The sequence below is a fragment of the Frigoribacterium sp. Leaf164 genome, assembly GCF_001423665.1.
GTDB classification, from domain to species: domain Bacteria; phylum Actinomycetota; class Actinomycetes; order Actinomycetales; family Microbacteriaceae; genus Frigoribacterium; species Frigoribacterium endophyticum.
The window spans coordinates 1,117,042-1,137,603 of sequence record NZ_LMOX01000003.1; the positions used below are offsets into that span (position 1 = coordinate 1,117,042).

The 20,562-nt window shown below is 73.2% G+C and carries 22 protein-coding genes and 1 tRNA gene; 8 read left to right on the forward strand and 15 right to left on the reverse strand.

The window, feature by feature from the left end; translation table 11 throughout:
• Nucleotides 1–49 precede the first annotated feature (49 nt).
• Together ASF82_RS13210 and ASF82_RS13215 are read left to right on the forward strand one after the other, a co-directional pair.
• A complete protein-coding gene (locus tag ASF82_RS13210; protein ID WP_056057856.1) occupies nucleotides 50–847 on the forward strand; it encodes an SDR family NAD(P)-dependent oxidoreductase in 798 nt (265 codons plus the stop codon).
• Nucleotides 844–1,791, forward strand: coding sequence for an SDR family NAD(P)-dependent oxidoreductase (locus tag ASF82_RS13215; protein ID WP_056057860.1), 948 nt, complete (start codon nucleotides 844–846; stop codon nucleotides 1,789–1,791). Before ASF82_RS13210 ends, ASF82_RS13215 begins: the two co-directional genes overlap by 4 nt.
• Before the next feature lie 54 nt (nucleotides 1,792–1,845).
• On the opposite strand, the gene ASF82_RS13220 is transcribed toward ASF82_RS13215, so the two are convergent.
• From ASF82_RS13220 to ASF82_RS13275, 12 genes are all read right to left on the reverse strand, one after another.
• Nucleotides 1,846–2,343, reverse strand: a complete 498-nt coding sequence (locus tag ASF82_RS13220; RefSeq protein WP_056059200.1) for a helix-turn-helix transcriptional regulator — start codon at nucleotides 2,341–2,343, stop codon at nucleotides 1,846–1,848.
• A 158-nt stretch (nucleotides 2,344–2,501) separates the two neighbouring features.
• A complete protein-coding gene (locus tag ASF82_RS13225) occupies nucleotides 2,502–2,702 on the reverse strand; it encodes a hypothetical protein (protein ID WP_056057864.1) in 201 nt (66 codons plus the stop codon).
• Between the two features lie 104 nt (nucleotides 2,703–2,806).
• Nucleotides 2,807–3,640 carry a CPBP family intramembrane glutamic endopeptidase gene (locus ASF82_RS13230; RefSeq protein WP_056057867.1) on the reverse strand — a complete coding sequence of 278 codons (834 nt, stop codon included), beginning with the start codon at nucleotides 3,638–3,640 and terminating at the stop codon, nucleotides 2,807–2,809.
• A gap of 43 nt (nucleotides 3,641–3,683) precedes the next feature.
• A complete protein-coding gene (locus tag ASF82_RS13235; protein WP_056057870.1) occupies nucleotides 3,684–4,253 on the reverse strand; it encodes a recombinase family protein in 570 nt (189 codons plus the stop codon).
• Between the two features lie 231 nt (nucleotides 4,254–4,484).
• Complete coding sequence (locus tag ASF82_RS13240; protein ID WP_082514632.1) at nucleotides 4,485–5,729, reverse strand: alcohol dehydrogenase catalytic domain-containing protein; 1,245 nt, start codon at nucleotides 5,727–5,729, stop codon at nucleotides 4,485–4,487.
• Nucleotides 5,726–6,511: an HAD family hydrolase gene (locus tag ASF82_RS13245; protein WP_056057872.1), complete on the reverse strand. Its 786-nt coding sequence runs from the start codon at nucleotides 6,509–6,511 to the stop codon at nucleotides 5,726–5,728. The genes ASF82_RS13240 and ASF82_RS13245 overlap by 4 nt, the downstream gene beginning before the upstream one ends.
• Nucleotides 6,508–7,929 (reverse strand): TIGR03364 family FAD-dependent oxidoreductase, encoded by a 1,422-nt coding sequence (locus ASF82_RS13250; protein ID WP_082514633.1) that lies wholly within the window; start codon nucleotides 7,927–7,929, stop codon nucleotides 6,508–6,510. The genes ASF82_RS13245 and ASF82_RS13250 overlap by 4 nt, the downstream gene beginning before the upstream one ends.
• The gene (phnE, locus tag ASF82_RS13255; RefSeq protein ID WP_056057875.1) at nucleotides 7,926–9,764 is read right to left on the reverse strand and encodes a phosphonate ABC transporter, permease protein PhnE; all 1,839 of its coding nucleotides are present in this window, start codon (nucleotides 9,762–9,764) and stop codon (nucleotides 7,926–7,928) included. Before phnE ends, ASF82_RS13250 begins: the two co-directional genes overlap by 4 nt.
• Nucleotides 9,761–10,657 carry a phosphonate ABC transporter ATP-binding protein gene (phnC, locus tag ASF82_RS13260; RefSeq protein WP_082514634.1) on the reverse strand — a complete coding sequence of 299 codons (897 nt, stop codon included), beginning with the start codon at nucleotides 10,655–10,657 and terminating at the stop codon, nucleotides 9,761–9,763. Before phnC ends, phnE begins: the two co-directional genes overlap by 4 nt.
• A 137-nt stretch (nucleotides 10,658–10,794) precedes the next feature.
• Complete coding sequence (locus ASF82_RS13265; RefSeq protein WP_056057878.1) at nucleotides 10,795–11,724, reverse strand: phosphate/phosphite/phosphonate ABC transporter substrate-binding protein; 930 nt, start codon at nucleotides 11,722–11,724, stop codon at nucleotides 10,795–10,797.
• Nucleotides 11,725–11,960: 236 nt separating this feature from the next.
• Nucleotides 11,961–12,854 (reverse strand): EamA family transporter, encoded by an 894-nt coding sequence (locus ASF82_RS13270; RefSeq protein ID WP_056057881.1) that lies wholly within the window; start codon nucleotides 12,852–12,854, stop codon nucleotides 11,961–11,963.
• 237 nt (nucleotides 12,855–13,091) lie between these two features.
• Nucleotides 13,092–13,382, reverse strand: a complete 291-nt coding sequence (locus ASF82_RS13275) for a hypothetical protein (RefSeq protein WP_056057884.1) — start codon at nucleotides 13,380–13,382, stop codon at nucleotides 13,092–13,094.
• A gap of 144 nt (nucleotides 13,383–13,526) precedes the next feature.
• Here ASF82_RS13275 and ASF82_RS13280 point away from each other — a divergent pair, with 144 nt between their 5' ends.
• A complete protein-coding gene (locus ASF82_RS13280) occupies nucleotides 13,527–13,886 on the forward strand; it encodes a hypothetical protein (protein ID WP_056057886.1) in 360 nt (119 codons plus the stop codon).
• 40 nt (nucleotides 13,887–13,926) lie between these two features.
• Here the strand turns inward: ASF82_RS13280 and ASF82_RS13285 are convergent, their stop codons facing one another.
• Nucleotides 13,927–14,772 carry an oxidoreductase gene (locus ASF82_RS13285; RefSeq protein WP_056057889.1) on the reverse strand — a complete coding sequence of 282 codons (846 nt, stop codon included), beginning with the start codon at nucleotides 14,770–14,772 and terminating at the stop codon, nucleotides 13,927–13,929.
• Nucleotides 14,773–14,985: 213 nt separating this feature from the next.
• Between ASF82_RS13285 and ASF82_RS13290 the strand changes: the two genes are divergently transcribed.
• Nucleotides 14,986–15,426, forward strand: coding sequence for a type II toxin-antitoxin system VapC family toxin (locus ASF82_RS13290; protein ID WP_056057892.1), 441 nt, complete (start codon nucleotides 14,986–14,988; stop codon nucleotides 15,424–15,426).
• 33 nt (nucleotides 15,427–15,459) lie between these two features.
• On the opposite strand, the gene ASF82_RS13295 is transcribed toward ASF82_RS13290, so the two are convergent.
• Nucleotides 15,460–15,828 carry a hypothetical protein gene (locus ASF82_RS13295; RefSeq protein WP_056057895.1) on the reverse strand — a complete coding sequence of 123 codons (369 nt, stop codon included), beginning with the start codon at nucleotides 15,826–15,828 and terminating at the stop codon, nucleotides 15,460–15,462.
• A gap of 388 nt (nucleotides 15,829–16,216) precedes the next feature.
• Between ASF82_RS13295 and ASF82_RS13300 the strand changes: the two genes are divergently transcribed.
• Nucleotides 16,217–17,212: an NADP-dependent oxidoreductase gene (locus ASF82_RS13300; protein ID WP_056059207.1), complete on the forward strand. Its 996-nt coding sequence runs from the start codon at nucleotides 16,217–16,219 to the stop codon at nucleotides 17,210–17,212.
• Nucleotides 17,213–17,308: 96 nt separating this feature from the next.
• Complete coding sequence (locus ASF82_RS13305) at nucleotides 17,309–17,515, forward strand: hypothetical protein (RefSeq protein ID WP_056057898.1); 207 nt, start codon at nucleotides 17,309–17,311, stop codon at nucleotides 17,513–17,515.
• Nucleotides 17,516–17,644: 129 nt separating this feature from the next.
• Here ASF82_RS13305 and ASF82_RS13310 read toward each other — a convergent pair.
• A tRNA-Ser gene (locus ASF82_RS13310) sits at nucleotides 17,645–17,734 on the reverse strand.
• A gap of 210 nt (nucleotides 17,735–17,944) precedes the next feature.
• Here ASF82_RS13310 and ASF82_RS13315 point away from each other — a divergent pair.
• Both ASF82_RS13315 and radA read left to right on the forward strand, forming a co-directional pair.
• Nucleotides 17,945–18,820, forward strand: coding sequence for an SGNH/GDSL hydrolase family protein (locus ASF82_RS13315; RefSeq protein WP_082514635.1), 876 nt, complete (start codon nucleotides 17,945–17,947; stop codon nucleotides 18,818–18,820).
• 161 nt (nucleotides 18,821–18,981) lie between these two features.
• Nucleotides 18,982–20,346 carry a DNA repair protein RadA gene (radA, locus tag ASF82_RS13320; protein WP_056057903.1) on the forward strand — a complete coding sequence of 455 codons (1,365 nt, stop codon included), beginning with the start codon at nucleotides 18,982–18,984 and terminating at the stop codon, nucleotides 20,344–20,346.
• The last annotated feature ends 216 nt before the right edge of the window (nucleotides 20,347–20,562 follow it).

The window sequence follows — 20,562 nt, forward strand, 5'->3', positions numbered from 1 at the left end:
ATCTTACCCGCCTGGACCGCACAGTCCATTCCTATGCTAAGAATGGACCATGAAGTCCAATGAAGAAGAACTCCAGACCCTCGCCGTCGACACCCGCCTGGCGGGCAAGACCGTTCTCGTCACCGGCTCGACCAGCGGCATCGGCGAGGCCATCGCCCGCGTCCTCGCCGCCTCCGGCGCCGAGGTCGTCGTGAACGGGCGCGACGCCGGACGCGCCGAGGCCGTCGTGCGCAGCATCACCGCGGCCGGCGGTCACGCCCACGCCGTGGTCGGCGACCTCGGCGGGACCGCGTCAGAGGTGCGCCGCATCGCCGCGGCAGCTGAGGACGCGCTCGGCGGCCACGTCGATGTCGTCGTCAACAACGCCGGCATCTACCCCGTTGGCCCTACCGCCGACCTCGCCGACGCTGACCTCGACGCCGTCCTCGCGGTCAATGTCCGCGCGCCCCACGTGCTCGTAGGAGCACTCGCCCCCGCGATGGTCGAGCGCGGAGGCGGCTCGATCGTCAACATCGGCTCGTGGATGGCTCGTGTCGGAGTCCCCTTCGGCGCCGCCTACACCGCCTCGAAGGCCGCCCTCGAGCAGATGACCCGCACCTGGTCGGCCGAGTTCGGGCCCTCCGGCGTAGGAGTCACGACCGTGTCGCCCGGCGCGACGAGCACGCCCGGCAACGCCGAGAGCGCCGACGTCCTGGCCGCGATGACGGCGGGCACCGTCGCGGGCCGACCGGTCCGACCGGTCGACGTCGCCTTCGCGGTCCGCTGGCTCGTCTCGGACGAGGCGGCGTTCGTGCACGGAAGCACCGTCGACGTCGACGGCGGGATCGCTGCGGTCCGACTCGGATGAACGCCGACCGGACACTCGAGGACGCCCGACGGTTCGATGCGTCCTCGACCGCCCTCGACGTGGTCGAGGGCGTAGACCTGCACGGCCAGACTGCCCTGGTCACGGGTGCCAGCTCAGGGATCGGCGTCGAGACGGCACGGGCTCTCGCCCGGGCCGGCGCGACGGTGGTCCTAGCGGCCCGCAACGTCGAGGCCGGCGAGAGGACGGCCGAGGAGATCAGGGCCCGGGACCCGGCCGCGACCCTCCGGGTGAGGGAGCTCGATCTCGCCGACCTCAACTCCGTGCGTCGACTGACCGCCGAGTGGTCGGGCCCCCTGCACCTGTTGCTCGCCAACGCCGGCGTCATGCACGTCCCCGAACGACGTACGCCCGAGGGTCAGGAGTGGCACTTCGGCATCAACCACCTCGGGCACTTCGCCCTGGCCAACGGCCTCCACCAGGCGCTGGCCATGGCTCAGGGAGCGCGCGTCATCTCCCTGTCATCGAGCGGCCACGGTGCGAGCGGAATTCGCTTCGGCGACCTCGACTTCCGTCGGACGCCCTACGACCCAGGGATCGCGTACGGGCAATCGAAGACCGCGAACGTGCTGTTCGGCATCGAGGCCACGCACAGATGGCACGGCGAGGGCATCACGGCCGCTGCCGTGATGCCCGGGGGCATCTGGACCGGACTGCAACGCCACTGGGACCCCGCCGTGCTGGCCGAGATGAAGCGCCGATACTCCCACCGCGTCAAGACTGTCGAGCAGGGTGCGGCGACATCGGTGTTCGTCGCCACACGGGCGGAGCTCGGCGTCGGCGCCCCGGTGTACTGGGAAGACTGCAGCCCGGCCGACGTCGTGGACCACATCATCGACGGGACCCACGGCGTCATGCGCCATGCCGTCGACCCCGACGTGGCTCAGCGCCTCTGGTCAGAGTCCGAAGCCCTGACCCGACGATGAATTCGCCCCGACGGATGGCAACCCGGTAGCGGATCCCCTATCGGGACGCTGTGCCTACCTGCTCGTCGCCTCGTCCGTGGTGGCACGGGAGAGGGGATAGGCGCGGTCCAGGCGCGGGCTCAGGACGACGAGGAACAGGAACATCGACAGCAGCCACCCGGCGACCCAGTAGGCCGGAATCGAGAAGATCGCGACATTCGGCACGACGTCAGCGGCGACTGCGACGACCACGGCGATCGTGAAGAGCACGCCCACCCCGTAGTACAGGGCTCGGAAGCCCTCCTCGACACGGCCCCGCCGTTCCTGCTGGCGACTCGTCCGGTCATCGAGGGCGGTGACCGAGCGGCCGTAGTCGTCCGAAGCGACGGTGACGAAAAGCTCGCGGACCGGGACACCGAACGCCTTCGCCACCCGCGACAACGTGTCGAGGCTCCCGTCGTTGCCCGCCTCGAGCCTCTGGACGGTACGGACGGTCACGCCGCTCTCGTCTGCGAGGCGTTCCTGGGTCCAACCCATCTGGGTCCGGAGATCGACGATCCGTGTCTCGTTCATGAACCTCACACTAAGAACGACCGGCGCCGAGGTCCACGACACCGACCCGACAGGCACCCGACACCTTCGCGACAGAGCACCTCGGGGCACCCGGCCCCATCAAGGCCGCAGCCGCAGCCAGCGGTCTCAGATTGGGTCTATCGGCGATCGGCTATCGCCTATCGGGCGTCCGGATCGCGCTTGAGGATCCGGGCATTGAGGTAGATCGTGATGAGTGCGCCGCCCAGCGAGACGTACATGCCGCTGTGGGAGCGATCAACCACCAGCAATGTCACTGCCGCGATAGCCACGAGTGACGCGGCAATCAAGAAGAACAACGCTACGGATCGCTTCGAGCTTTGACCGCCGTCGGTATCCATGCTTCTACGCTCTCTAACCGGAGGGCCAGCGTCAAGAAACCGCCCGCGTTGTCGCGGCCTCCTGATGGCTATCGCCCCCGTTGTCGAGGCCGTTCCGCTCGGTGTCACACGGAATCAACTGCCCTCGGGCTAGCTGCCGGTAGGGACGCAGGGCCTGCTGCCTGGCCGCGGATGAAGAAGAAGGCAACGATGCCGACCACGATGATCGAGATGTTCCCCGCATCTGCCACAGCCGAGACGGGGCTGCTGGCTGGCCACGACGTTTGGAGGAACACCCCGAGGTCGAACGTCGTGTGCAGGAGGATCGGCCAGATCAAGTTGCCGGTGACTCGGAGCGCCAGGTAGAAGCAGATCCCCGTCCCGAACGCCAAGACGATCTGGAGCCCGGTCGCTAGGGGCGCTTGACCGATGACGAGATTGCCTGCGTGCAGCAGCGCGAAGATCCCCGCCGAGAGCGCCGCCACTGCACCCTCCGGGTAGCTCGCGCGCCTGAGGAGATTGACGATGAGGCCACGGCAGAGCACCTCCTCCGTTAAGCCGACGAGAACACAGGTGAGCACCCACATAGCCAGGACGTCCGTCCCGATCGCCGCGTAGTCGACGCTCAAGAGGTGCAGAACGTTGAACCCCGCCACGACCACGACCACGCCCCACATCCATCTCCGCCCGCGGAGAGGCTGCCCTCGGAACAGGGCTCCAGCAAGGTCGGCCGACCTCGCGAAGATGACCAGAACGGCAGCACCGGCAGCCAGGGGCAGGACTGAACCGACGAGCATTGCGTTCGCGGCCGTCATGGACCATGTCGACGTCAACGACCGGGCGATCGCGACGCATGCAGCGAGGAACGCGAAGTAGACGCCTCCCGCCAGCAACGACGGCAAGAGACCGCCTCGAGCCCAGAACGCCTTGCAGCTCGAACGCAGATCAGCGAGCATCATCAGCGAACCACTGCCTTGAACACGAGGTGCGACCCGACGGTGATCACGTCTGCTCCCCCCGTTGGATGGCGCGATAGACGGTCGAGCGGGCCACGCCGAAGAGCTCGGCGATCTCGCTGGTCGTGTGTGCGCCGGTGCGGTGTAGCTGCACGAGGTGCTTCTCCTGCGAGGCGGTGAGCTTCGGCTTGCGGCCGCGGAGCTTGCCGGCGGCCTTGGCGATCGCCATGCCCTCCCGCGTGCGCGCACGGATCAGGTCGGCCTCGAACTCGGCGACCAGGCCGAGCACATTAAAGAGGAGCCGGCCCACTGGGTCGGTGGGGTCGTAGACCGCTCCCCCGAGGTTCAGGGCAACGCCCTTCTTCGTCAGCTCATCCGCGATGTCGGTCGCGTCCCGAAGGGAACGGGCGAGGCGGTCGAGCTTCGTGACGACCAGGACGTCGCCGGCCCGGCACGCTGCCAGCGCCTCGCGGAGGCCCGGCCGTGCTCGAGTCGTCCCCGAGAGGCCGTGGTCAACATGCACGTGTTGATCGTCAACACCCAGTGCTGCGAGACCGTCGCGCTGTGCTGCGAGGTCTTGTCCCGAGGTCGAGACGCGAGCGTATCCGATGAGCATGCGACGACTGTAGCGTTTATACCCCCGTCACCGGGCATTTTTGCGGGACAGGCATACGCGAATTCGCAGGCCGGGCGCCGCTTGACCTCAACCGGCCGAACACGGTCGCGAAGAGTGTCCCGATGAACGACCGCCCTTCGGGCAGCCATGGCCATGACGACCCAATGTTGAGTCTTCGTTCGGGCGGCACGGAGTGTCCCGGTAGTCCGGACACCACCTCCAGCAGGCGTGTCACCGCACAGACAGCGCCGGCCGCACCCCCACCCGCACCGCACCCGCCGACGCCGCCCGCTCGATCCCCGCGTCGAGGTCCGCGAGCGCGACCTCGTCGCCCACGAGCTCGGCGAGCGGCCAGGCGCCGTGCCGCCGCTCCACGAAGCGGGCCGCCTCCACGAGGTGCCGCGGCGCGTAGTTGTGCACGCCCCTCACGGTGACCAGCCGACGGACGACGCTCTCGGCGTCGAGCGCGACGGCCGGAGCCGGGAAGACGCTGCCGACGAGGACGGCCACGCCTCCCACGCCGAGCCTCGTCAGCGCCGAGGCGACGGCCGAGGGCGCGCCGGAGGCCTCCACGGCCACGAGGGGGGCGCCTCCGGCGACCTCGAGGGCACGGTCGACGCTCTCCGCCGCACCGGGCGCGGCCACGGGGTCGGCCGTCGCGACGGCTCCGAAGCGGGCCGCGAGGGCACGGCGACCGGGGTCGGGGTCGGCCACGACGACGCGGGCTCCGGCGTCGGTCGCCAGCGCCGCGACGGTCAGCCCGATCAGGCCGGCGCCGAGCACGAGCACCACCACGGGGGCACCCGCAGCGGCACCTGCACCCGCACCTGCACCGGCACCGACGTCGACACCGCCGCCCAGCGGCACGATCGCCGACGCCGCGCCGAGCGCCGCCACCGCGGTCGCCGTGCCGCACGAGACCGGCGCGAGCAGCGCCGCGTCGAGGTCGTCGGCTACCGGCACGACGGCCGTGCCGTCCCGCACGTGCACGTGGGTCGCGAAGCCGCCGCTGAGCTCCCACCCGGTCTCGAGCCGCTCGTGCCCGTACTTGCGCACCCGCTCGCACTTCTGCGGCAGGCCCCGCCCGCAGGTCGCACACACGCCGCAGCTCACCGTCAGCGACCAGACGACGCGCTGACCGACGACGACCGGCGTGCCGTCGACCGCGACGGCCCCCTCTCCGACGGCGACCACGCGGCCGACCTGCTCGTGGCCGAGCACGAGCGGCGTCGGCGCCCCGCGGTCGCCGCGCGTGGTGTGCACGTCGGAGCCGCAGATCGTCGCCAGCTCGACCTCGACCAGCAGGTCGCCGGGCGCGAGCCGCACGCTCGGCACGGCGACGGCGTCGTGCGGGCGGCCGGGCTCCGTCCAGACCATCGCGGTGGGCGCGGGGTCGAGCCGCAGCTCGACGAGGTCCCCCACCGACACGGTGCCGGCGGCGGCACCGACGACCAGCGGGGCGTCGACAGTCGTCACGCGACCGGCACGGCGACCGCGGCGGGCGCGGCGACCGGCGCAGCCGCCGGCACCGCGACTCCCGCGAACTGCGGCAGCCCCGCCAGCTCGCGCACCGAGTCGAGCACCACGTCGGCGCCCGCCGCGAGCAGCTGCTCGCGGGTGTGCGCCCCGGTCGTCACGCCCACGACGAGGCCGGCCCCGCTGGCACGGCCCGAGAGCACGTCGCTCGTCGTGTCGCCGACGACCGCGACGGCCGCCACCGACGAGGCTCCCGTGCGCAGCAGCGCGGCGAGCACCAGGTCGGGTGCGGGGCGGCCGCGACCGGCATCGACCGGCGAGAGGGCCGCGTCGACCGACCAGCCGAGCGCGTCGAGCAGGCGGTCGCGGGTCGCGGGCGAGAACCCGGTCGTCAGCACGACCGACCGGCCGGAGGCGCGGAGCGCGTCGACGAGGTCGCCCGCGCCCGCGATCGGCTCGACCCCGAGCTCGTCGACCAGCTCGCCGTAGGCCACCTCGAACTGCTCGTTCGCCCGCTGCGCGAGCGGCTCCTCGCCGCCCGTCAGGTGCCGGAACACCTCGATCTTCGACTGCCCCATCGTGTCGCGCACGTGCTGCAGCGCCTCGTCGCGCGTCAGCGTCGGGCCCAGGTCGACCCGGTCGGCGACCCGCGCGAAGGCCTGCTCGACGACCCCGTCGTCGACGACGGTCGTGCCGGCCATGTCGAGCACGACGAGCTCGATCGCGGGAGCGGCGGGAGCCGCGGCGACAGCGGCGGCGGAGGATGCGGAGGGGGTGCTCATGAGGCGGTGCTTCCTGTGAGGAGGGGGAGGTCGCGGCCGGAGGGAGCCGCGGCCCGCGATGTGGTGGCGGTGGAGGTAGCAGTAGAAGAGGAGGGACCGGCCGACGACCCGCCCAGCGCCGCGTCGCGCCCGCCGTCGAGGTGCGCCCCGACGACGTGCTCGGCGAGCCCGAGCCCGGTGGTCATGCCGATGCCGGTCGCGACGACCGTGACGAGCACGCCCGGCTCGACCTCGTCGACGACGAACTCGTCGCGGCCCGAGGCGTAGACGCCCTGCCACCGCTCGGTGACGACCGGCTCCGCGCCGAACAGCACGCGGAACTCGTCGAGGAAGGCCGTCGCGGCCCGCTCGCTCTGGAACGGCGCGATCGCCGCCCCCTTCTGGTGGCTGTCGCCGACGATGACGGTGCCGTCGGGCAGCTGCGTGTACATCTGGTTCAGGTCGAGCGCGGCGAGGTCGGGGCGCTCGGCGTGCAGCCGGGCCCGCACGGCGTCGGCGGCGGTCGTGCCCGCGAACGCGCTGTACCGGATCAGCGACCACCCCGTCAGCAGCGGCGCCACGAGCGGCCGCGCGAGGTCGGCCCGCACCCGCAGCATGTCGAGCCCGCAGCGCTCCAGCGCCGAGCGCTCGGCGAGGTCGGGCAGCAGCTGGTCGAGGTCGTGGTTGGTCGCGACGACCACCGTGCCCGCCTCGATCGGGCCGCGGCTCGTCTCGACGCGCCCCGAGGCGACCGAGCCGACGGAGGTGCGGGTCAGGAAGCGCACCCCTCGCGACTCGAGGTGCCTGCGGATCGCGTCGGCCGCCTCCCGCGGGTCGACCTGCAGGTCGTAGGGCAGCAGGGCTCCGCCGAGCGTCGTGCCGGGAGCGACCGGGGCGAGCGCCGCGAGCGCGGCCTCGTCGAGGGGCTCGATCTCGGGGCGGTCGCCGAGCACCCGCGCGGTGCGCGCGGCGGCCAGCTCGTCGAGCAGGGCGAGCTCGTCGGCGTGCCGGGCGGCGACCAGGGTGCCGCGCTGCGAGACCCAGAAGCCGGCGTCTCGGGCGAGCCTCAGCCAGAGCTCGCGGGCGGTGACCGCGTGCCGACGGGCCTCGCCGCTCTGCGGGGTGAGGCAGAGGTGGCCGAAGTTGCGCACCGTCGAGCCGCCGATCGCGGCCGAGCGGTCGACGACCAGCACCGAGAGTCCGCGGTCGACGGCGGCGAGCGCCGCCCCGAGGCCGACGATGCCCGAGCCGACGACGACCACGTCGTGCCGGTCGGCGGCGGGGCGGCGGGCGGCGGGCGCGGAGGCGGGGCCGGGGGCGGGCGCGACCGGCCCGACCGTCCCGGCGACGGGCCAGTGCGACGGCACGACCCCGGGCGCACCGGCGACGGCACCGGCACCGGCACGGGTGCTGCCGCTGCGGGGCGTGACCCCGCTCATCGGAAGACCCGCCGCATCCAGATCGCGAGCCCCTCGACGGCGAGCACCGTGACGAGGATCATCAGCACGATCGCCGTCACCGTCGCGTAGTTCGAGCCCTGGCTGGCGTTCAGCAGGTAGTAGCCGACGCCTCCCGCCCCGACGATGCCGAGCAGCGTCGCGGCGCGCAGGTTCGTGTCGAGCATGTAGAAGGTGTGGCCGATCAGCGCGCGGGTGCCCTGCGGCAGCGTCGCCGAGGCGTACACCTGGCCGCGCGAGGCGCCGGTCGCGGTGAGCGCGCGCTCGGGGCCCGGGTCGACCTCCTCGAACGAGTCGGCGATCAGCTTGCCGAGCAGCCCGACGCCGCCGAGGGCGAGCGCGAGCGTGCCGGCCTGGGTGCCGAGGCCGGTGACGACGATCAGCACGATGGCGAGGATCACCTCGGGCACCCCGCGGATGCCGACGAGCAGCAGGCGCATCCCGCCCCGCAGGCCGGGGCTCGGCGCGACGTTGCGGGCGGCGAGCGAGCCGATCAGCAGCGAGCCGCCGACGGTGAGCAGGGTCGCGGCGAGCGCGATCGAGATCGTCTCGCCCATCGCGGCGAACATCGTCGACGCCTCGTAGCTGCCGAACGACGGCGGCCAGAACTGCACGGCGGCGGCGGGCACGCCGCTCCACACCGTGAGCAGGTCCGACCAGGCGATGTCGCAGACGAGCACGCTGGCGACGACGACCGCGACGGCGGCCCAGCCCCACGAGACGCCGCGCACGCGGGCCCTGTCCCACGGACGGCGCAGCGCGGCCTCGACGGCGGCGGAGGGCGTGCCGGAGGCGCGGGTCAGGTCGGTCGAAAGAGCGGCCGCCGCGGGGGTGGAGACCGGGCCAGCACCGGAGGCGCGGGTCGAGCCGGCAGCGGAGCCCGCCGTCTCGGGGGCGGCGGCCTCCTGCCGGCCGGCCCCGCGCCTCCTCGTGACCCCGCGCACCACGCGGTCGCCGAGGCCCCGCCCGGTCGGCGCGACGCCGAGCATCGCGGCGCGCACCGAGCTCGAGACGACCTCCATGACGACGCAGAGCACGAAGATGACGAGGGCGTAGCCGAGGCCGAGCCCGTACTGCAGCGACTTGAAGGCGAACGACATCTGCATGCCGAGGCCGACGACGCCGACGTAGCCGAGGATCACGCTGCCGCGCAGGTTGATGTCGTTGCGGTGCAGCACGGTCGCCACCCACGACGGCAGCACCTGCGGCAGCACGCCCGCCGTGAACTGCTGCAGGCGGGTGCCGCCGGCGGCGCGGACGGCGGTGCGCGGGCCCTCGTCGATCTGCTCGATCGCGTCGGCGAAGAGCTTCGAGATCATGCCGACCGAGTGCAGCCCGATGGCCAGGATGCCCGGCAGCGTGCCGAGCGTGAAGAGCAGCACGAAGACCATGGCGAGCACCACGTCGGGCACCGCGCGGGCGAGCACCGTGACGAACCGGGCCGCCGCACGCCAGACCGGCCCGGGCGTCGTGTTCGAGGCGGCGAGCACGGCGACCGGCACCGAGAGCACCGCGGCGAGCAGCGTGCCGCAGATCACGAGGCCGAGGGTGAGGGCGGTGAGCTGCAGCAGCTCGCCGAGGGGCGGGAACTCGATCGCGCCGACGCGGCCGAAGAAGCGCTGCGCGTTCGACCAGCTCTGCACCATGCGGGCCGGGTCGATGTCGACGCTGCGCAGCGCGAGCACGCTGGCGACGAGCAGGGCCAGGAGCGTGAGGCCCGCGGCGACGCGCTCGGGCGAGGTGCGGCGCCGGGGAGGCGCGGTGACGGGAGCCAGCGGAGCCCCGGTCGTGCGCGGGCGCTCGACGACGGCGCTCATCGGACGGCGTCCCCGCGGAGGGTCGCGGTGCCGGGCGCGGTGCCGGTCTTGTCGACGGGTGCGCCGCCGGCCCCGCCGCCGACCGTGCTCAGCTCGAGCTCGATCGCCTCGAACTGGTCGGTGCTCGTGGCGACGCGGCCGTAGATCTCCATCACCTGCGCCTTCGACAGGCCCTCGGTCGCGGTGTCGAGCACGACCTGGCCGTGGCGCAGGCCGACGATGCGGTCGGCCCACGAGAGGGCGAGGTCGACCTGGTGCAGGCTGCAGATGACGGTGAGGCCCTCGTCGGCGGCGATCTCGCGGATCAGCGCCATCACCTGGTCGCTCGACTCCGGGTCGAGCGAGGCGACGGGCTCGTCGGCGAGCAGCACCTGGGGCCGCTGCATGAGGGCGCGGGCGATGGCGACGCGCTGCTGCTGGCCGCCCGAGAGGGTGTCGGCGCGCTGGTAGGCGCGGTCGAGCAGGCCGACGCGCTCGAGGCGGGCGAGCGCCTCGACCTTCGCGGCGCGGCCGTACGACCAGAGGCCGAGGCGGGGGCCGCGCACTGTGGCGAGCGAGCCGGTCAGCACGTTCTCGAGCACGGTCAGCGACGGCACGAGCTCGAACTGCTGGAAGATGAAGCCGACCTCGCTGCGCAGCTCGCGGAGCGCCCGGCCGGTGAGGCGCGTGACCTCCCGGCCCAGCACGCGGACGGTGCCCGACGTGGGCCGCTCCAGCCCGTCGACGTGGCGCAGCAGCGTCGACTTGCCCGAGCCCGAGAGCCCGAGCAGCACGACGACCTCGCCGCGGGCGACGGTGAGCGACGCGTCGTCGAGCGCGACGGTGGAGCCGAAGTGCTTGGTGATGCCCTCGAGGGCGACGACGGTCGCGGCGGGGTCGGCGTGCGGGGTCATGGGTCTCTCCGGGGGCTCGGTGGGGCGTGCGCGGCGGGGCGGGCGGGTGCGGGAGGCGCGGGGTGCGGGAGGGGAGCGCCTGCGGGAGGCGCGGTGGCGGTGGCGACCGTCACCGCGCCTCCCTCAGGCGGAGGCCGTCAGGCCTGGCACTGCGTGGCGTTCGTCTTCTCGCAGATGTCGCGGATCTCGTCGTAGTACGCGTCGTCGACCGGCGTGGTCTGGAAGAACACGCTGCGGAAGCCCTCGCTGTCGGCGCTGTCGATGCCCGCGGCGACCATGTCGTCGGCGGTGACGTTCGAGAGGATGTCCTTCAGCTGCGCCTTGACATCGTCGGGCAGCGAGTTCGACTCGACGATCGGGGCGCCGGGCACCATCTGCTGGTCGATGACCTCGACGGCGTCGCTCTTGGCGACCTCGCTGTCCTCCGCGAAGCCGGCGTCGCACTCGGTGCCCTCGCCGGTCTTCTGCACGCTGACGTCGTGCTTGCCGGCGAACACCGGCGTGATGTCCTTCTCCGGGTCGATGCCGGCCTGCAGCAGGGCGTAGCTGGGGAAGAGGTAGCCCGAGGTCGACGAGGGGTCGACGAAGCAGATCTTCTTTCCCTTCATGTCGGCGATGCTCGCGATGTCGCTGCCCTTGGGCACGATGGCCTGCGAGTAGTAGCCGGGCTCCTGGCCCTCGGCGGTGGTGATCGACGAGATCGGGGTGAGCTCGGCGCCGTTGTTCGTGGCGGTGACGTAGGTGAAGCCCGAGAACGAGGCGACGTCGATCTGGCCGGCGATGCTCGCCTCGATCAGCGCGGCGTAGTCGGTCGACTCGTGGTACTCGACGGTCTTGCCGGTCTCCTGCGCGATGTAGTCCATCAGCGGCTGGTAGTTGGTCTCGGTGTCGACCGAGTCGGGCACGACGCCGAAGACGAGCGTGCTGTCGTCGACCGCGTAGCCGCCGGCGGCGCCGTCGTCCGAGCCGGTGGACGAGGAGGCGGGGCTGGAGCAGGCGGAGAGCGTGGCGGCGAGCAGCGCGGCGCCGAGCAGGGCAGTCGCGGCGCGGGGACGGCGGAGGGGCATGACGGCCTTTCGGGGTGGGAGCGGGACGTCACGATGGTGACACGAGGTCGACCGACGTAGGAACCTACCTCCTGCCTTGTTCAGCCCGAGTTCACGTGTTGTATGCCCAACCCCCTCTTCGGGGGGCTGCTGCTGGGTCGCGGCCGCCGCCTCCACAGGGATGCGCCCTCGAAGTGCCCCTTCCTGGGCCCTCGCCCGCTCGGAGGGCCCAGAACGAGGCACCTCGATGAGTCGCGCTACAGCGCGAGCAGCGCGATGCCGCCGAGCACCACGCCCGAGGTGACGAGCCGGCCGCGGAGCGACCCCTCGCGCAGCACCAGCGCCCCGAAGACGGCGACCATGACGACGCTCGTCTCGCGCGCCGGCGCGACGAGGGCGACCGGGGCCGACTGGATCGCGACCAGCACGAGGATGTACGACAGCGGCGACAGCACCCCGAACGCCAGCACCTTCGCCCCGTGCGCACGCACGACGGCGAGCAGCTCCCGCCGCCGCCGGCCGAGCGTCGCCGAGTAGAAGACGACCTCGACGAGGGTGACCCCGACCATGAACGACACGGGCGAGAGCTGCCAGGTGCGGATCGCGTGGGCGTCCCAGATCGTGTAGGAGGCGATGGCCAGGCCGGTCAGGAGGCCCCAGGCGATGCTGGGGTCGAGCCCGCGCCTCCTCGGCTCTCCTGGTGCGGTGGCCGCGGGGCGCGCCGCGGCCCCGGCCCGGTCGACGAGCCCGGTGGCGACGACACCGACCACCACGACGGCGATGCCGACGAGGGCGAGGGGCGAGAGCCGCTCGCCGAGCAGGGCCACGGCGAGCGCGGCGCTGACCGCCGGGCCGGTGCCGCGGGCGGTGGCGTAGACGGTCGAGAGGCTGCCGACCGCGTAGCCGCGCTGCAGCACCGTCATGTAGACGACGTGGAGGACTCCGGAGGCGGTGGCCCCGACGGCGAGGCCGGCCAGGCTGCCGCCCCACCCGCCGGTGAACGGCACGACCGGCAGCCACAGGACGGCGCTGGCGACCGCGCCCCACCAGAGGAAGGGCGTACCGATGCGGCTGACGCCGTGGGCGACGACGTTCCACGAGGCGTGGCAGACGGCGGCGGCGAGGACGAGGAGGAGCGCGGTGGTGGACACGGAGGGACCCTTCGGGCCGGCGCGGGGCGCGCCGGTGGGGTCCTCCAGGCTTTTGTCCGTTCAGATGACGCCCGGGCGATGGCGCCCGGCCGTGGCGCCGCTCGGACCAGACGGGTGCTGAGACCCCGGAACCCTAGGCGCTGTCGGCGGGACTGTAGCAGGCGGGGGTGACGCGGCGGGGCGGGGGCGGGGGCGGGGGCGGGGGCGGGGGCTGGGCGGGGCTGGGGCGGGGCCGGCTCAGGCGTCGGGGGCCTGGGCGGGCGCCCGGCCGTGCGCCTCGTCGCGCTCGGCGGTGCGGACCCGCATGCCGCGGAGCCCCTTCGTCAGGTAGTACAGCCCCACGGCGACGAGCGGCAGGCTCGCCCAGGGGGTGTCGAGTGTCGACAGCAGGGTGACGCCGACGGCGAGGAAGACGACGCCGAGGGCGAGGTCGTTCGCCTTCGCGTCGGCGGCGGGGCGGGCTCCGCCGGTCGGGTCGGGCTTCGTCGCGGCGGGCTTCGTCGGGTCGGGCTTCGTCGAGTCGTCCATCCGTCGACGCTACGACGAGCGGGCGGGCGTCGCCTCCGTCGCGCGACGGAGCCTCGGCGTGCCGGTGCGGGCCCAGGCGCGCGAGCTACCCTCGACGGAGTCCCCGCCGCTCGACGGCGCCCTGCCCCGTGACGGAGGCCCCGCATGCCGACCGACGACGCCGCCCCGACCGACCCGGCGAGCCCTCGCGACGACGACCTCGACGCCTGGTCGAGCGAGCGGCACCGTGAGCTCGAGCTGCTGGTCGCCCGCGACCGGGAGGTCGAGGCGGCCCGCCAGCACGAGGCCGAGCGCGCCGCTCGGGAGGCCCGGGCCGAGCAGGCGGCCCGGCTCGAGCGGGAGCGCCGCCGCCGTGAGGCCGAGCTGCCGCCCGAGCTCCGCGACGCCGACGACGAGCCGTGGTCGGGCGGGCCGCGGCGGCGCCTCGTCATGGGCTCGTCGCGGGTGCTCGCGGCCGTGGCCCTGCTCGCGGCGGTCGCCGTCGCGGTGACCGGGTTCCTCTAGGCCGACCCGCGCCTCCCCCGGTCCGCTGCGTGGTCGTGTCTCAGCGACCGACGCCGGAGGCCCCGAAGTCGGTCGCGCGGCTGCGGTCGGCCCAGGCGTCGATGTCGGAGCGGAGGTCGTCGAGGGCGCCGGTGACGACGTCGACGGCGTCCGAGCCGAGCAGCAGGAGGTAGGGCGCCTCGCCCGACTCGACCGCGTCGACCAGGAGGCGGGCGCCGGCGGCCGGGTCGCCCGGCTGGGTGCCGTGGGAGCTGTCGACCCCGATGCGGCGCTTGCCGGCGGTCTCGGCGTAGTCGTCGATGACCGTCGCCGACTCGGTGAGCGAGCGGCCCGAGAAGTCGGTGCGGAACGAGCCGGGCTCGACGACGGTCGCCGTGACGCCGAGCGGCGCGAGCTCGGTGCGGAGCGCCATCGTCATCTGCTCGATCGCCGCCTTGACCGCGCCGTAGTAGCCCGAGCCGGGCCCGGTGCGGCGGGCGCCGATCGACGACAGGTTCACGATCGTGCCGCTGCGACGGTCGCGCATGCCGGGCAGGACGGCCTTGATCGTGCGGACCGAGCCGTGGAAGTGCGTGTCGAACAGGCGCGCGACGTCGGCGTCGTCGCCCTCCTCGACGGCCGCGCGGTAGCCGTAGCCGGCGTTGTTGACGAGCACGTCGACCCCGCCGAACCGCTCGCCGGCGAGCGCGACGGCCGCGGCCACCTGGTCGACGTCGGTGACGTCGAGGGCCGCCGCCACCGCGTGGTCGGGGTGGGCGTCGGCGATGCCCTGCACGGTCGACGCGTCGCGGGCGGTGACGACGACGTCGTGCCCGCGGGCGAGGGCCTCCTCGGCGAAGGCTCGTCCGAGCCCCGTGGAGCATCCGGTGATCAACCAGGTCGACATGCGGTTCCTTCTCTCCGTGTGCGCGGGCACTCGTCGTGCCGACCTCGAGGCAACCAGGGAGGCGCGGTGCGCGTCACCCTCGTGGCCAGATCCGCGTCCGCGCCTGCTCGACGGACGGCCCTCGCCCCACGGCGGGGGCCGTCCGTCGCGTGCTGCGGGAGGGCTGGTCGATGCCCTAGCGTGAGCCGACCGACACCAGGGAGGCGCGCGACCGTGACCCGTTTCGTGATCGACGCGCGCACCTGCCTCGCGCTGCTCCGCCGCGACGAGCGGGTGGAGTCGCGCCACCAGCTGGTCGCCCCGGTCGCCCTGAAGTCGGAGGTCCTGGCCCTCCTCTACGCCGACGTGCGGGCCGGTGCCCTGACCGACGCGGTGGGGCGTCGTCAGCTGGACCGCTTCGCGGAGCTGCCGGTGCGCCTCCTCGGTGACCGCGTCTCGCGGGCTCGCGCCTGGGCCCTCGCCCGCGACCTCGGCTGGGACGACCCCGGGCCGGCCGAGTACCTCGCCGTCGCCGTGCTGCAGGCGGACGCCGTCGTGACCGCCGACCCCCGGCTCGTCGAGGGGGCGCGGGGGCGGGTGCCCGTGGTGTCGCCGGCGGAGCTGCTCACCGAGCTCGGCGGGGGGCCCGACGCGGCGGCGGTCGCCGAGCGCTGACGCCGCCCCGCTCCGTGCGCGGCGGCTCCGGGATCACCAGGGGCCGAGATCGCCGCCGGAGATGCCGTAGAGGGCGATGACCGCGATCGCGGCGATCGCCAGCAGGCCCACGCCGAGCGGAGCCCAGTCCATGAAGACGTCGAGGCGCGAGCGCGGGGGCTTCGCCGGGGAGGCGGGGGTCGCGTCGCCGGGGCCGGCGGCGGGGCCTGCGCCGCGGGTCGAGGGCCGGGCGGTGCTGCCGGTGCTGCCGGTGCTGCCGCTCGCGGGCCTGAGGCCGGTGGCGGCCTCGTCGGCCTCGGAGGCGCCGTCACCCTCGCGGTCTGCGGCCTCGAGGCTGCGGCGGAGCTCCTCCCGGAACCGGCGGTCGGCCTCGGAGCCGACGAACTCGTCGGGGTCGGTCATGGTGCTCCTGTCGCCTCGGCGGGGCAGGTGCCCCGTCGGGTCGAATCGTACCGGCGAGCCGCATCACCCTCGTGCTCGGAGTCGCGGAGCGCGAAAGCGGCAACAGAGGGCGAGTTGTTGCCACTTACCGACGATGAGTGGCAACAACTCCTCGGGAAGCGACAGGAGCCCACGGCGTCAACACCTGGCGCGAGCACGTGACACGGACCGGGCCGTGGAGGTTCGCGAGTCGTTGCCCCCACGATGACATCCGAACGCGGTCAACACGCCATCTTTGCTTGACACGGTGACTGAGTACGCTCAAAATCGAGTCGACTCGGATGTGATGATGTCGCTCATCGCGCGCCTCCCCGATGTCTCCCCCACCGAGCAGCCAGGAGCCCCCACCATGCGAGCCTTCGCCTTCGACGCCTACAAGGGACCGCTGCGCGAGGTCACGGTGCCCGAGCCGGCCGTCGGCGCCCACGACGTCCTGATCGAGGTCCACGCGGCGGGGCTGAACGTTCTGGACGCGAAGATCCGACAGGGCGACTTCAAGCTCGTCCTCCCCTTCGAGCTGCCGCTGACCCTCGGCCACGACCTCGCCGGCACGGTGGTCGAGGTCGGCGCGGCCGTCAGCACCCTGGCGCCCGGCGACGAGGTCTTCGCCCGCCCCCGTGACCCGCGCATCGGCACCTTCGCGGAGCGCATCGCCGTCGACGAGGCCGACGTCGCCCTCGCTCCGACCTCCGTCAGCACCGTCGAGGCGGCGTCGCTGCCCCTCGTCGCGCTGACCGCGTGGCAGGCGCTCGTCGAGCTCGGCGACGTCCAGCCCGGCCAGAAGGTCCTGATCCACGCCGGGGCCGGCGGTGTCGGCACCATCGCGATCCAGCTCGCCGCGCACCTCGGCGCCCACGTCGCCACGACCGCGTCGGCGCGCGACGCCGACTTCCTCCGCGAGCTCGGCGCCGACGTCGTCCTCGACTACCGGACCCAGGACTTCGAGGAGGAGCTGTCCGGCTACGACCTCGTGCTCGACAGCCTCGGCGGAGAGAACCTCGTGAAGTCGCTCCGAGTGCTCAGGCGCGGCGGCCTCGCGATCGGCATCCAGGGGCCGCCCGACCCTGCGTTCGCGAAGGCGGCCGGCCTGAACCCCGTGCTGCGCCTGGCGATCGCGGGCCTGAGCCGCAAGGTCAGGGCCCAGGCGCGCAAGCTCGGCGTCTCGTACCAGTTCCTCTTCATGCGCGCCGACGGCCGTCAACTGGCCGAGATCACGGCCCTGGTCGATGCGGGCGTGATCCGACCCGTCGTCGGGAAGGTCGAGCCCTTCACCGAGACGGCGGCGGCCCTCGCCCGCCTGGGGAAGGAGAGCGTCCGGGGCAAGGTCGTCGTCACGGTCCCGTAGCAGCCGGTCACGTCGACGCTGCGGGGGTCGCTCCGGTTGCTCACGCTGCTGGTGCTGAACGAGGCGAGGGCGACGTGCAGCTCGTAGGCTCGTCACATGACGAACACGTGGCCAGCCGTCCAGATCGCCTTGTCCGCGGTCGTCCTCGCGTGCGCGATCGTCCTCATCGCTGGCGACAGCCAGCTGGTCGGCGTGCTGATGTCGATCAGCGCTGTGGCCTCGATCGCCGTAGCCGCGCGGACCATCGTGGTGAACCGTCGCATCGAGCGGCAGCACGCGGCCCTCGAGGCGAGCGACGCGTAGGCGACGGGGCGGCCTCTCGACTGCGTCAGACACCTGCCCGTCGTCCGGCTGCCTCACCGCGTCGCCTCCGAGAGGGAAGAGAAAAGCCCCGAGCCCCTCGTCGATGCGAGGTTCTCAGGGCTTCTGCTCTGGCGGTACCGGTGGGATTTGAACCCACGGTGGAGTCTCCCCCACACATGTTTTCGAGACATGATCCTTCGGCCGCTCGGACACGGTACCGGGAGAGAGTTTAGTACATCCCGCGGCCATGTCGGAAATCGGGGTGGCGGGGGTGCCGACCCGCGCCTCCTGCACTCGCCTGGGGCCACAGAGAACCGCGTTCCGTTCCACGAACCGCGGCACGACTCGGTTCACGGAACGGAACGCGGTTCATGGCCACGCCGCGCACGCCGTGAGCAGCCGCCGAACTGCCCGGCGTAGCGTCCAGGGATGCCCACACGCCACACCGCCGCCGCCTTCTTCTCGGGCGTCGGCGTCACCCTCGCCGCCACCGCAGCCGCCGGAGCCGGCGTCCGCAGCTTCCTCCGCCACCGGAACGCCGCCGCCGCCGACCTCAACGCCCTGCTGCCCGTCCACTCGGCCTGGTGGCGCGCCCGGTTCGACCGCGGGGGCGCGCTGCTCTACGTCGCGATGGGCGACTCCGCCGCGCAGGGCATCGGCGCCTCGAGCCCCGCCCGCAGCTACGTCGGTCGCCTCTCGGCGTACATCCGCCGCCAGGGCCACACCTCGCTGCGCGTCGTCAACCTCAGCGTCAGCGGCTCGACCACCTGGCTCTGCCGGAAGGACCAGCTGCCGAAGTTCGAGAAGTACGAGCCCGACGTCGTCACCGTGGCCATCGGCGCGAACGACATCGTCCAGTTCGACCCCGAGTCGTTCGAGAAGAACATCCGCGTGATCTACGGAGCCCTGCCGTCGCACGCCATCGTCGGCGACCTGCCCGCCATGTGGATCCCCGACCGCGAGAAGAAGCTCGTCGAGGCCAACCGCATCGTCCGCCGCGTCGCCGACGAGTTCGGCCTCACCGTCGCCCCGCTCTACGAGACCACCCGCAGGCAGGGCTTCTTCCGCACCTACCGCAACTCGGCCGGCGACCTCTTCCACCCCAACGACCGCGGCTACCGCGTCTGGGCCTCCGCCTTCGAGCCGGCCGTCGCCGCCCGCGTCGCCCGCATCGCCGCGGACCGCGCGGTCACCGACGCCACCGCCACCGTGCACGACGCCGCCGCCGCGGGGGCCGTCGCCCGCTCCGCCGAGCGCCGTGCCGGCCGCGCCTCCCAGCGCGGGACGGACGCCGCCGGCCGCTGAGCGCCGAGTGGTCGCGAACGGCTCGCACGCCGACGAGGAGGAGACGGTCGTGACCTCTCGACCCGCGCCTCCCGCCCTCCCCAGGTCGGCCGAGAGAGCCTTCTCCCCCGCAGCCCCGAGGAGGCGCCCCCGCTGTCGGTGGACCCACCTAGGCTGACCGCATGGCCCGCTCCACCTCCCCCTCCTTCCGCTGCACAGAGTGCGGCTGGACCAGCCTCAAGTGGGTCGGTCGCTGCGGGGAGTGCCAGCGCTGGGGCACCGTCGTCGACGTCACCTCGGCCCTGGTCAGCGCCCGCGGCACGGCCCCGGTCACCGTCGGCGGCGACCGCGTCGCCCGCCCCATCACGCAGGTCGAGGCGAACAGCGTCGCGTACTGGCCGAGCGGCATCCACGAGTTCGACCGCGTTCTCGGCGGCGGCATCGTCCCCGGCGCGGCGATCCTGCTCAGCGGCGAGCCCGGAGTCGGCAAGTCGACCCTGCTGCTCGAGGTCGCCTCCCGCGCCGCCGCCACCGGTGCCCGCGTGCTCTACGTCACCGCAGAGGAGAGCGCGGCGCAGGTCCGCCTCCGCGCCCAGCGCACCGGCGCCATGCACGACAACCTCTTCCTCGCCGCCGAGGTCGACCTCTCCGTCATCCTCGGCCAGATCGACCAGGTCGACCCGCAGCTCGTCATCGTCGACTCCGTGCAGACGGTCTCGTCGTCATCCATCGACGGCATCGCGGGCGGCACCTCTCAGGTGCGCGAGGTGGCCTCGACCCTCATCCGCGTCAGCAAGGACCGCAACCTGCCGGTGCTGCTGGTGGGGCACGTGACGAAAGACGGCACGATCGCCGGCCCGCGCCTCCTCGAGCACCTGGTCGACGTCGTCTGCCAGTTCGAGGGCGATCGCCAGACCGCGCTGCGGTTCATCCGCGCCCACAAGAACCGCTTCGGCCCGACCGACGAGGTCGGCTGCTTCGAGATGACCGGCGACGGCATCGCCGAGGTCGCCGACCCCAGCGGCCTCTTCATGTCACGCGGCGGCCCACCGGTCAGCGGCACCTGCATCACCGTCGCGATGGAGGGGCGGCGTGCGCTCCCGGTGGAGGTCCAGGCCCTCATCGTGGCCAGCAGCACTCCGCAGCCCCGTCGCGTCGTCAACGGCGTCGACTCGTCCCGGGTCGCCATGCTGCTCGCCGTGCTCGAACGGCGCGCGGGCATCCGGCTCGGCGACGCCGACGTCTACGTCTCGACCGTCGGCGGCATCAAGATCACCGAGCCCGGCGCCGACCTCGCCATCGCCCTGGCCCTCGCGAGCGCCAGTCGCGACGCGAGCTTCCCCCACACCCTCGCGGCCGTCGGCGAGATCAGCCTCGCGGGCGAGATCCGGCCCGTGTCGTCACCGAAGCAGCGCGCGTCGGAGGCCCGGCGGCTCGGCTTCACGCAGCTCGTCGACTCGGAGTCGGGCAACCTGCGCGAGGCGCTGCGCCGCGCGTTCAGCGCTGCGGCGACGCCGCGCGAGCGCGAGCTCGACGCCGCGTTCTAGCGCGCGTCGCGCGCGCCACGAGACACCACGTTCTCGCACGCGAACCCCGCCGCGGCAGGGTTCCGGTGCGAAGACGGGGTGCGGCGGCACGCTTCGCGCGGCGCCGCGCGGCGCGGCCCGGACCGGCCCGCGAGACACCACGTCCTCGCACGGGAACCACGCCGCGGCGTGGTTCCGAGGCGAGAACGTGGTGCGGCACGCCCCGCGCCGCCCGGC

Bases quoted from the DNA above. Each gene is read 5' to 3' on its own strand.
- ASF82_RS13285 (WP_056057889.1), bottom strand. From the start codon at position 14,772: ATGTCGACCTGGTTGATCACCGGATGCTCCACGGGGCTCGGACGAGCC.
- ASF82_RS13225 (WP_056057864.1), bottom strand. From the start codon at position 2,702: ATGGATACCGACGGCGGTCAAAGCTCGAAGCGATCCGTAGCGTTGTTC.
- ASF82_RS13315 (WP_082514635.1), top strand. From the start codon at position 17,945: ATGCCCACACGCCACACCGCCGCCGCCTTCTTCTCGGGCGTCGGCGTC.
- ASF82_RS13305 (WP_056057898.1), top strand. From the start codon at position 17,309: ATGACGAACACGTGGCCAGCCGTCCAGATCGCCTTGTCCGCGGTCGTC.
- radA (WP_056057903.1), top strand. From the start codon at position 18,982: ATGGCCCGCTCCACCTCCCCCTCCTTCCGCTGCACAGAGTGCGGCTGG.
- ASF82_RS13295 (WP_056057895.1), bottom strand. From the start codon at position 15,828: ATGACCGACCCCGACGAGTTCGTCGGCTCCGAGGCCGACCGCCGGTTC.
- ASF82_RS13280 (WP_056057886.1), top strand. From the start codon at position 13,527: ATGCCGACCGACGACGCCGCCCCGACCGACCCGGCGAGCCCTCGCGAC.
- ASF82_RS13210 (WP_056057856.1), top strand. From the start codon at position 50: ATGAAGTCCAATGAAGAAGAACTCCAGACCCTCGCCGTCGACACCCGC.
- ASF82_RS13215 (WP_056057860.1), top strand. From the start codon at position 844: ATGAACGCCGACCGGACACTCGAGGACGCCCGACGGTTCGATGCGTCC.
- ASF82_RS13230 (WP_056057867.1), bottom strand. From the start codon at position 3,640: ATGATGCTCGCTGATCTGCGTTCGAGCTGCAAGGCGTTCTGGGCTCGA.
- ASF82_RS13250 (WP_082514633.1), bottom strand. From the start codon at position 7,929: ATGAGCGGGGTCACGCCCCGCAGCGGCAGCACCCGTGCCGGTGCCGGT.
- phnC (WP_082514634.1), bottom strand. From the start codon at position 10,657: ATGACCCCGCACGCCGACCCCGCCGCGACCGTCGTCGCCCTCGAGGGC.
- ASF82_RS13245 (WP_056057872.1), bottom strand. From the start codon at position 6,511: ATGAGCACCCCCTCCGCATCCTCCGCCGCCGCTGTCGCCGCGGCTCCC.
- ASF82_RS13235 (WP_056057870.1), bottom strand. From the start codon at position 4,253: ATGCTCATCGGATACGCTCGCGTCTCGACCTCGGGACAAGACCTCGCA.
- ASF82_RS13300 (WP_056059207.1), top strand. From the start codon at position 16,217: ATGCGAGCCTTCGCCTTCGACGCCTACAAGGGACCGCTGCGCGAGGTC.
- ASF82_RS13265 (WP_056057878.1), bottom strand. From the start codon at position 11,724: ATGCCCCTCCGCCGTCCCCGCGCCGCGACTGCCCTGCTCGGCGCCGCG.
- ASF82_RS13275 (WP_056057884.1), bottom strand. From the start codon at position 13,382: ATGGACGACTCGACGAAGCCCGACCCGACGAAGCCCGCCGCGACGAAG.
- ASF82_RS13220 (WP_056059200.1), bottom strand. From the start codon at position 2,343: ATGAACGAGACACGGATCGTCGATCTCCGGACCCAGATGGGTTGGACC.
- phnE (WP_056057875.1), bottom strand. From the start codon at position 9,764: ATGAGCGCCGTCGTCGAGCGCCCGCGCACGACCGGGGCTCCGCTGGCT.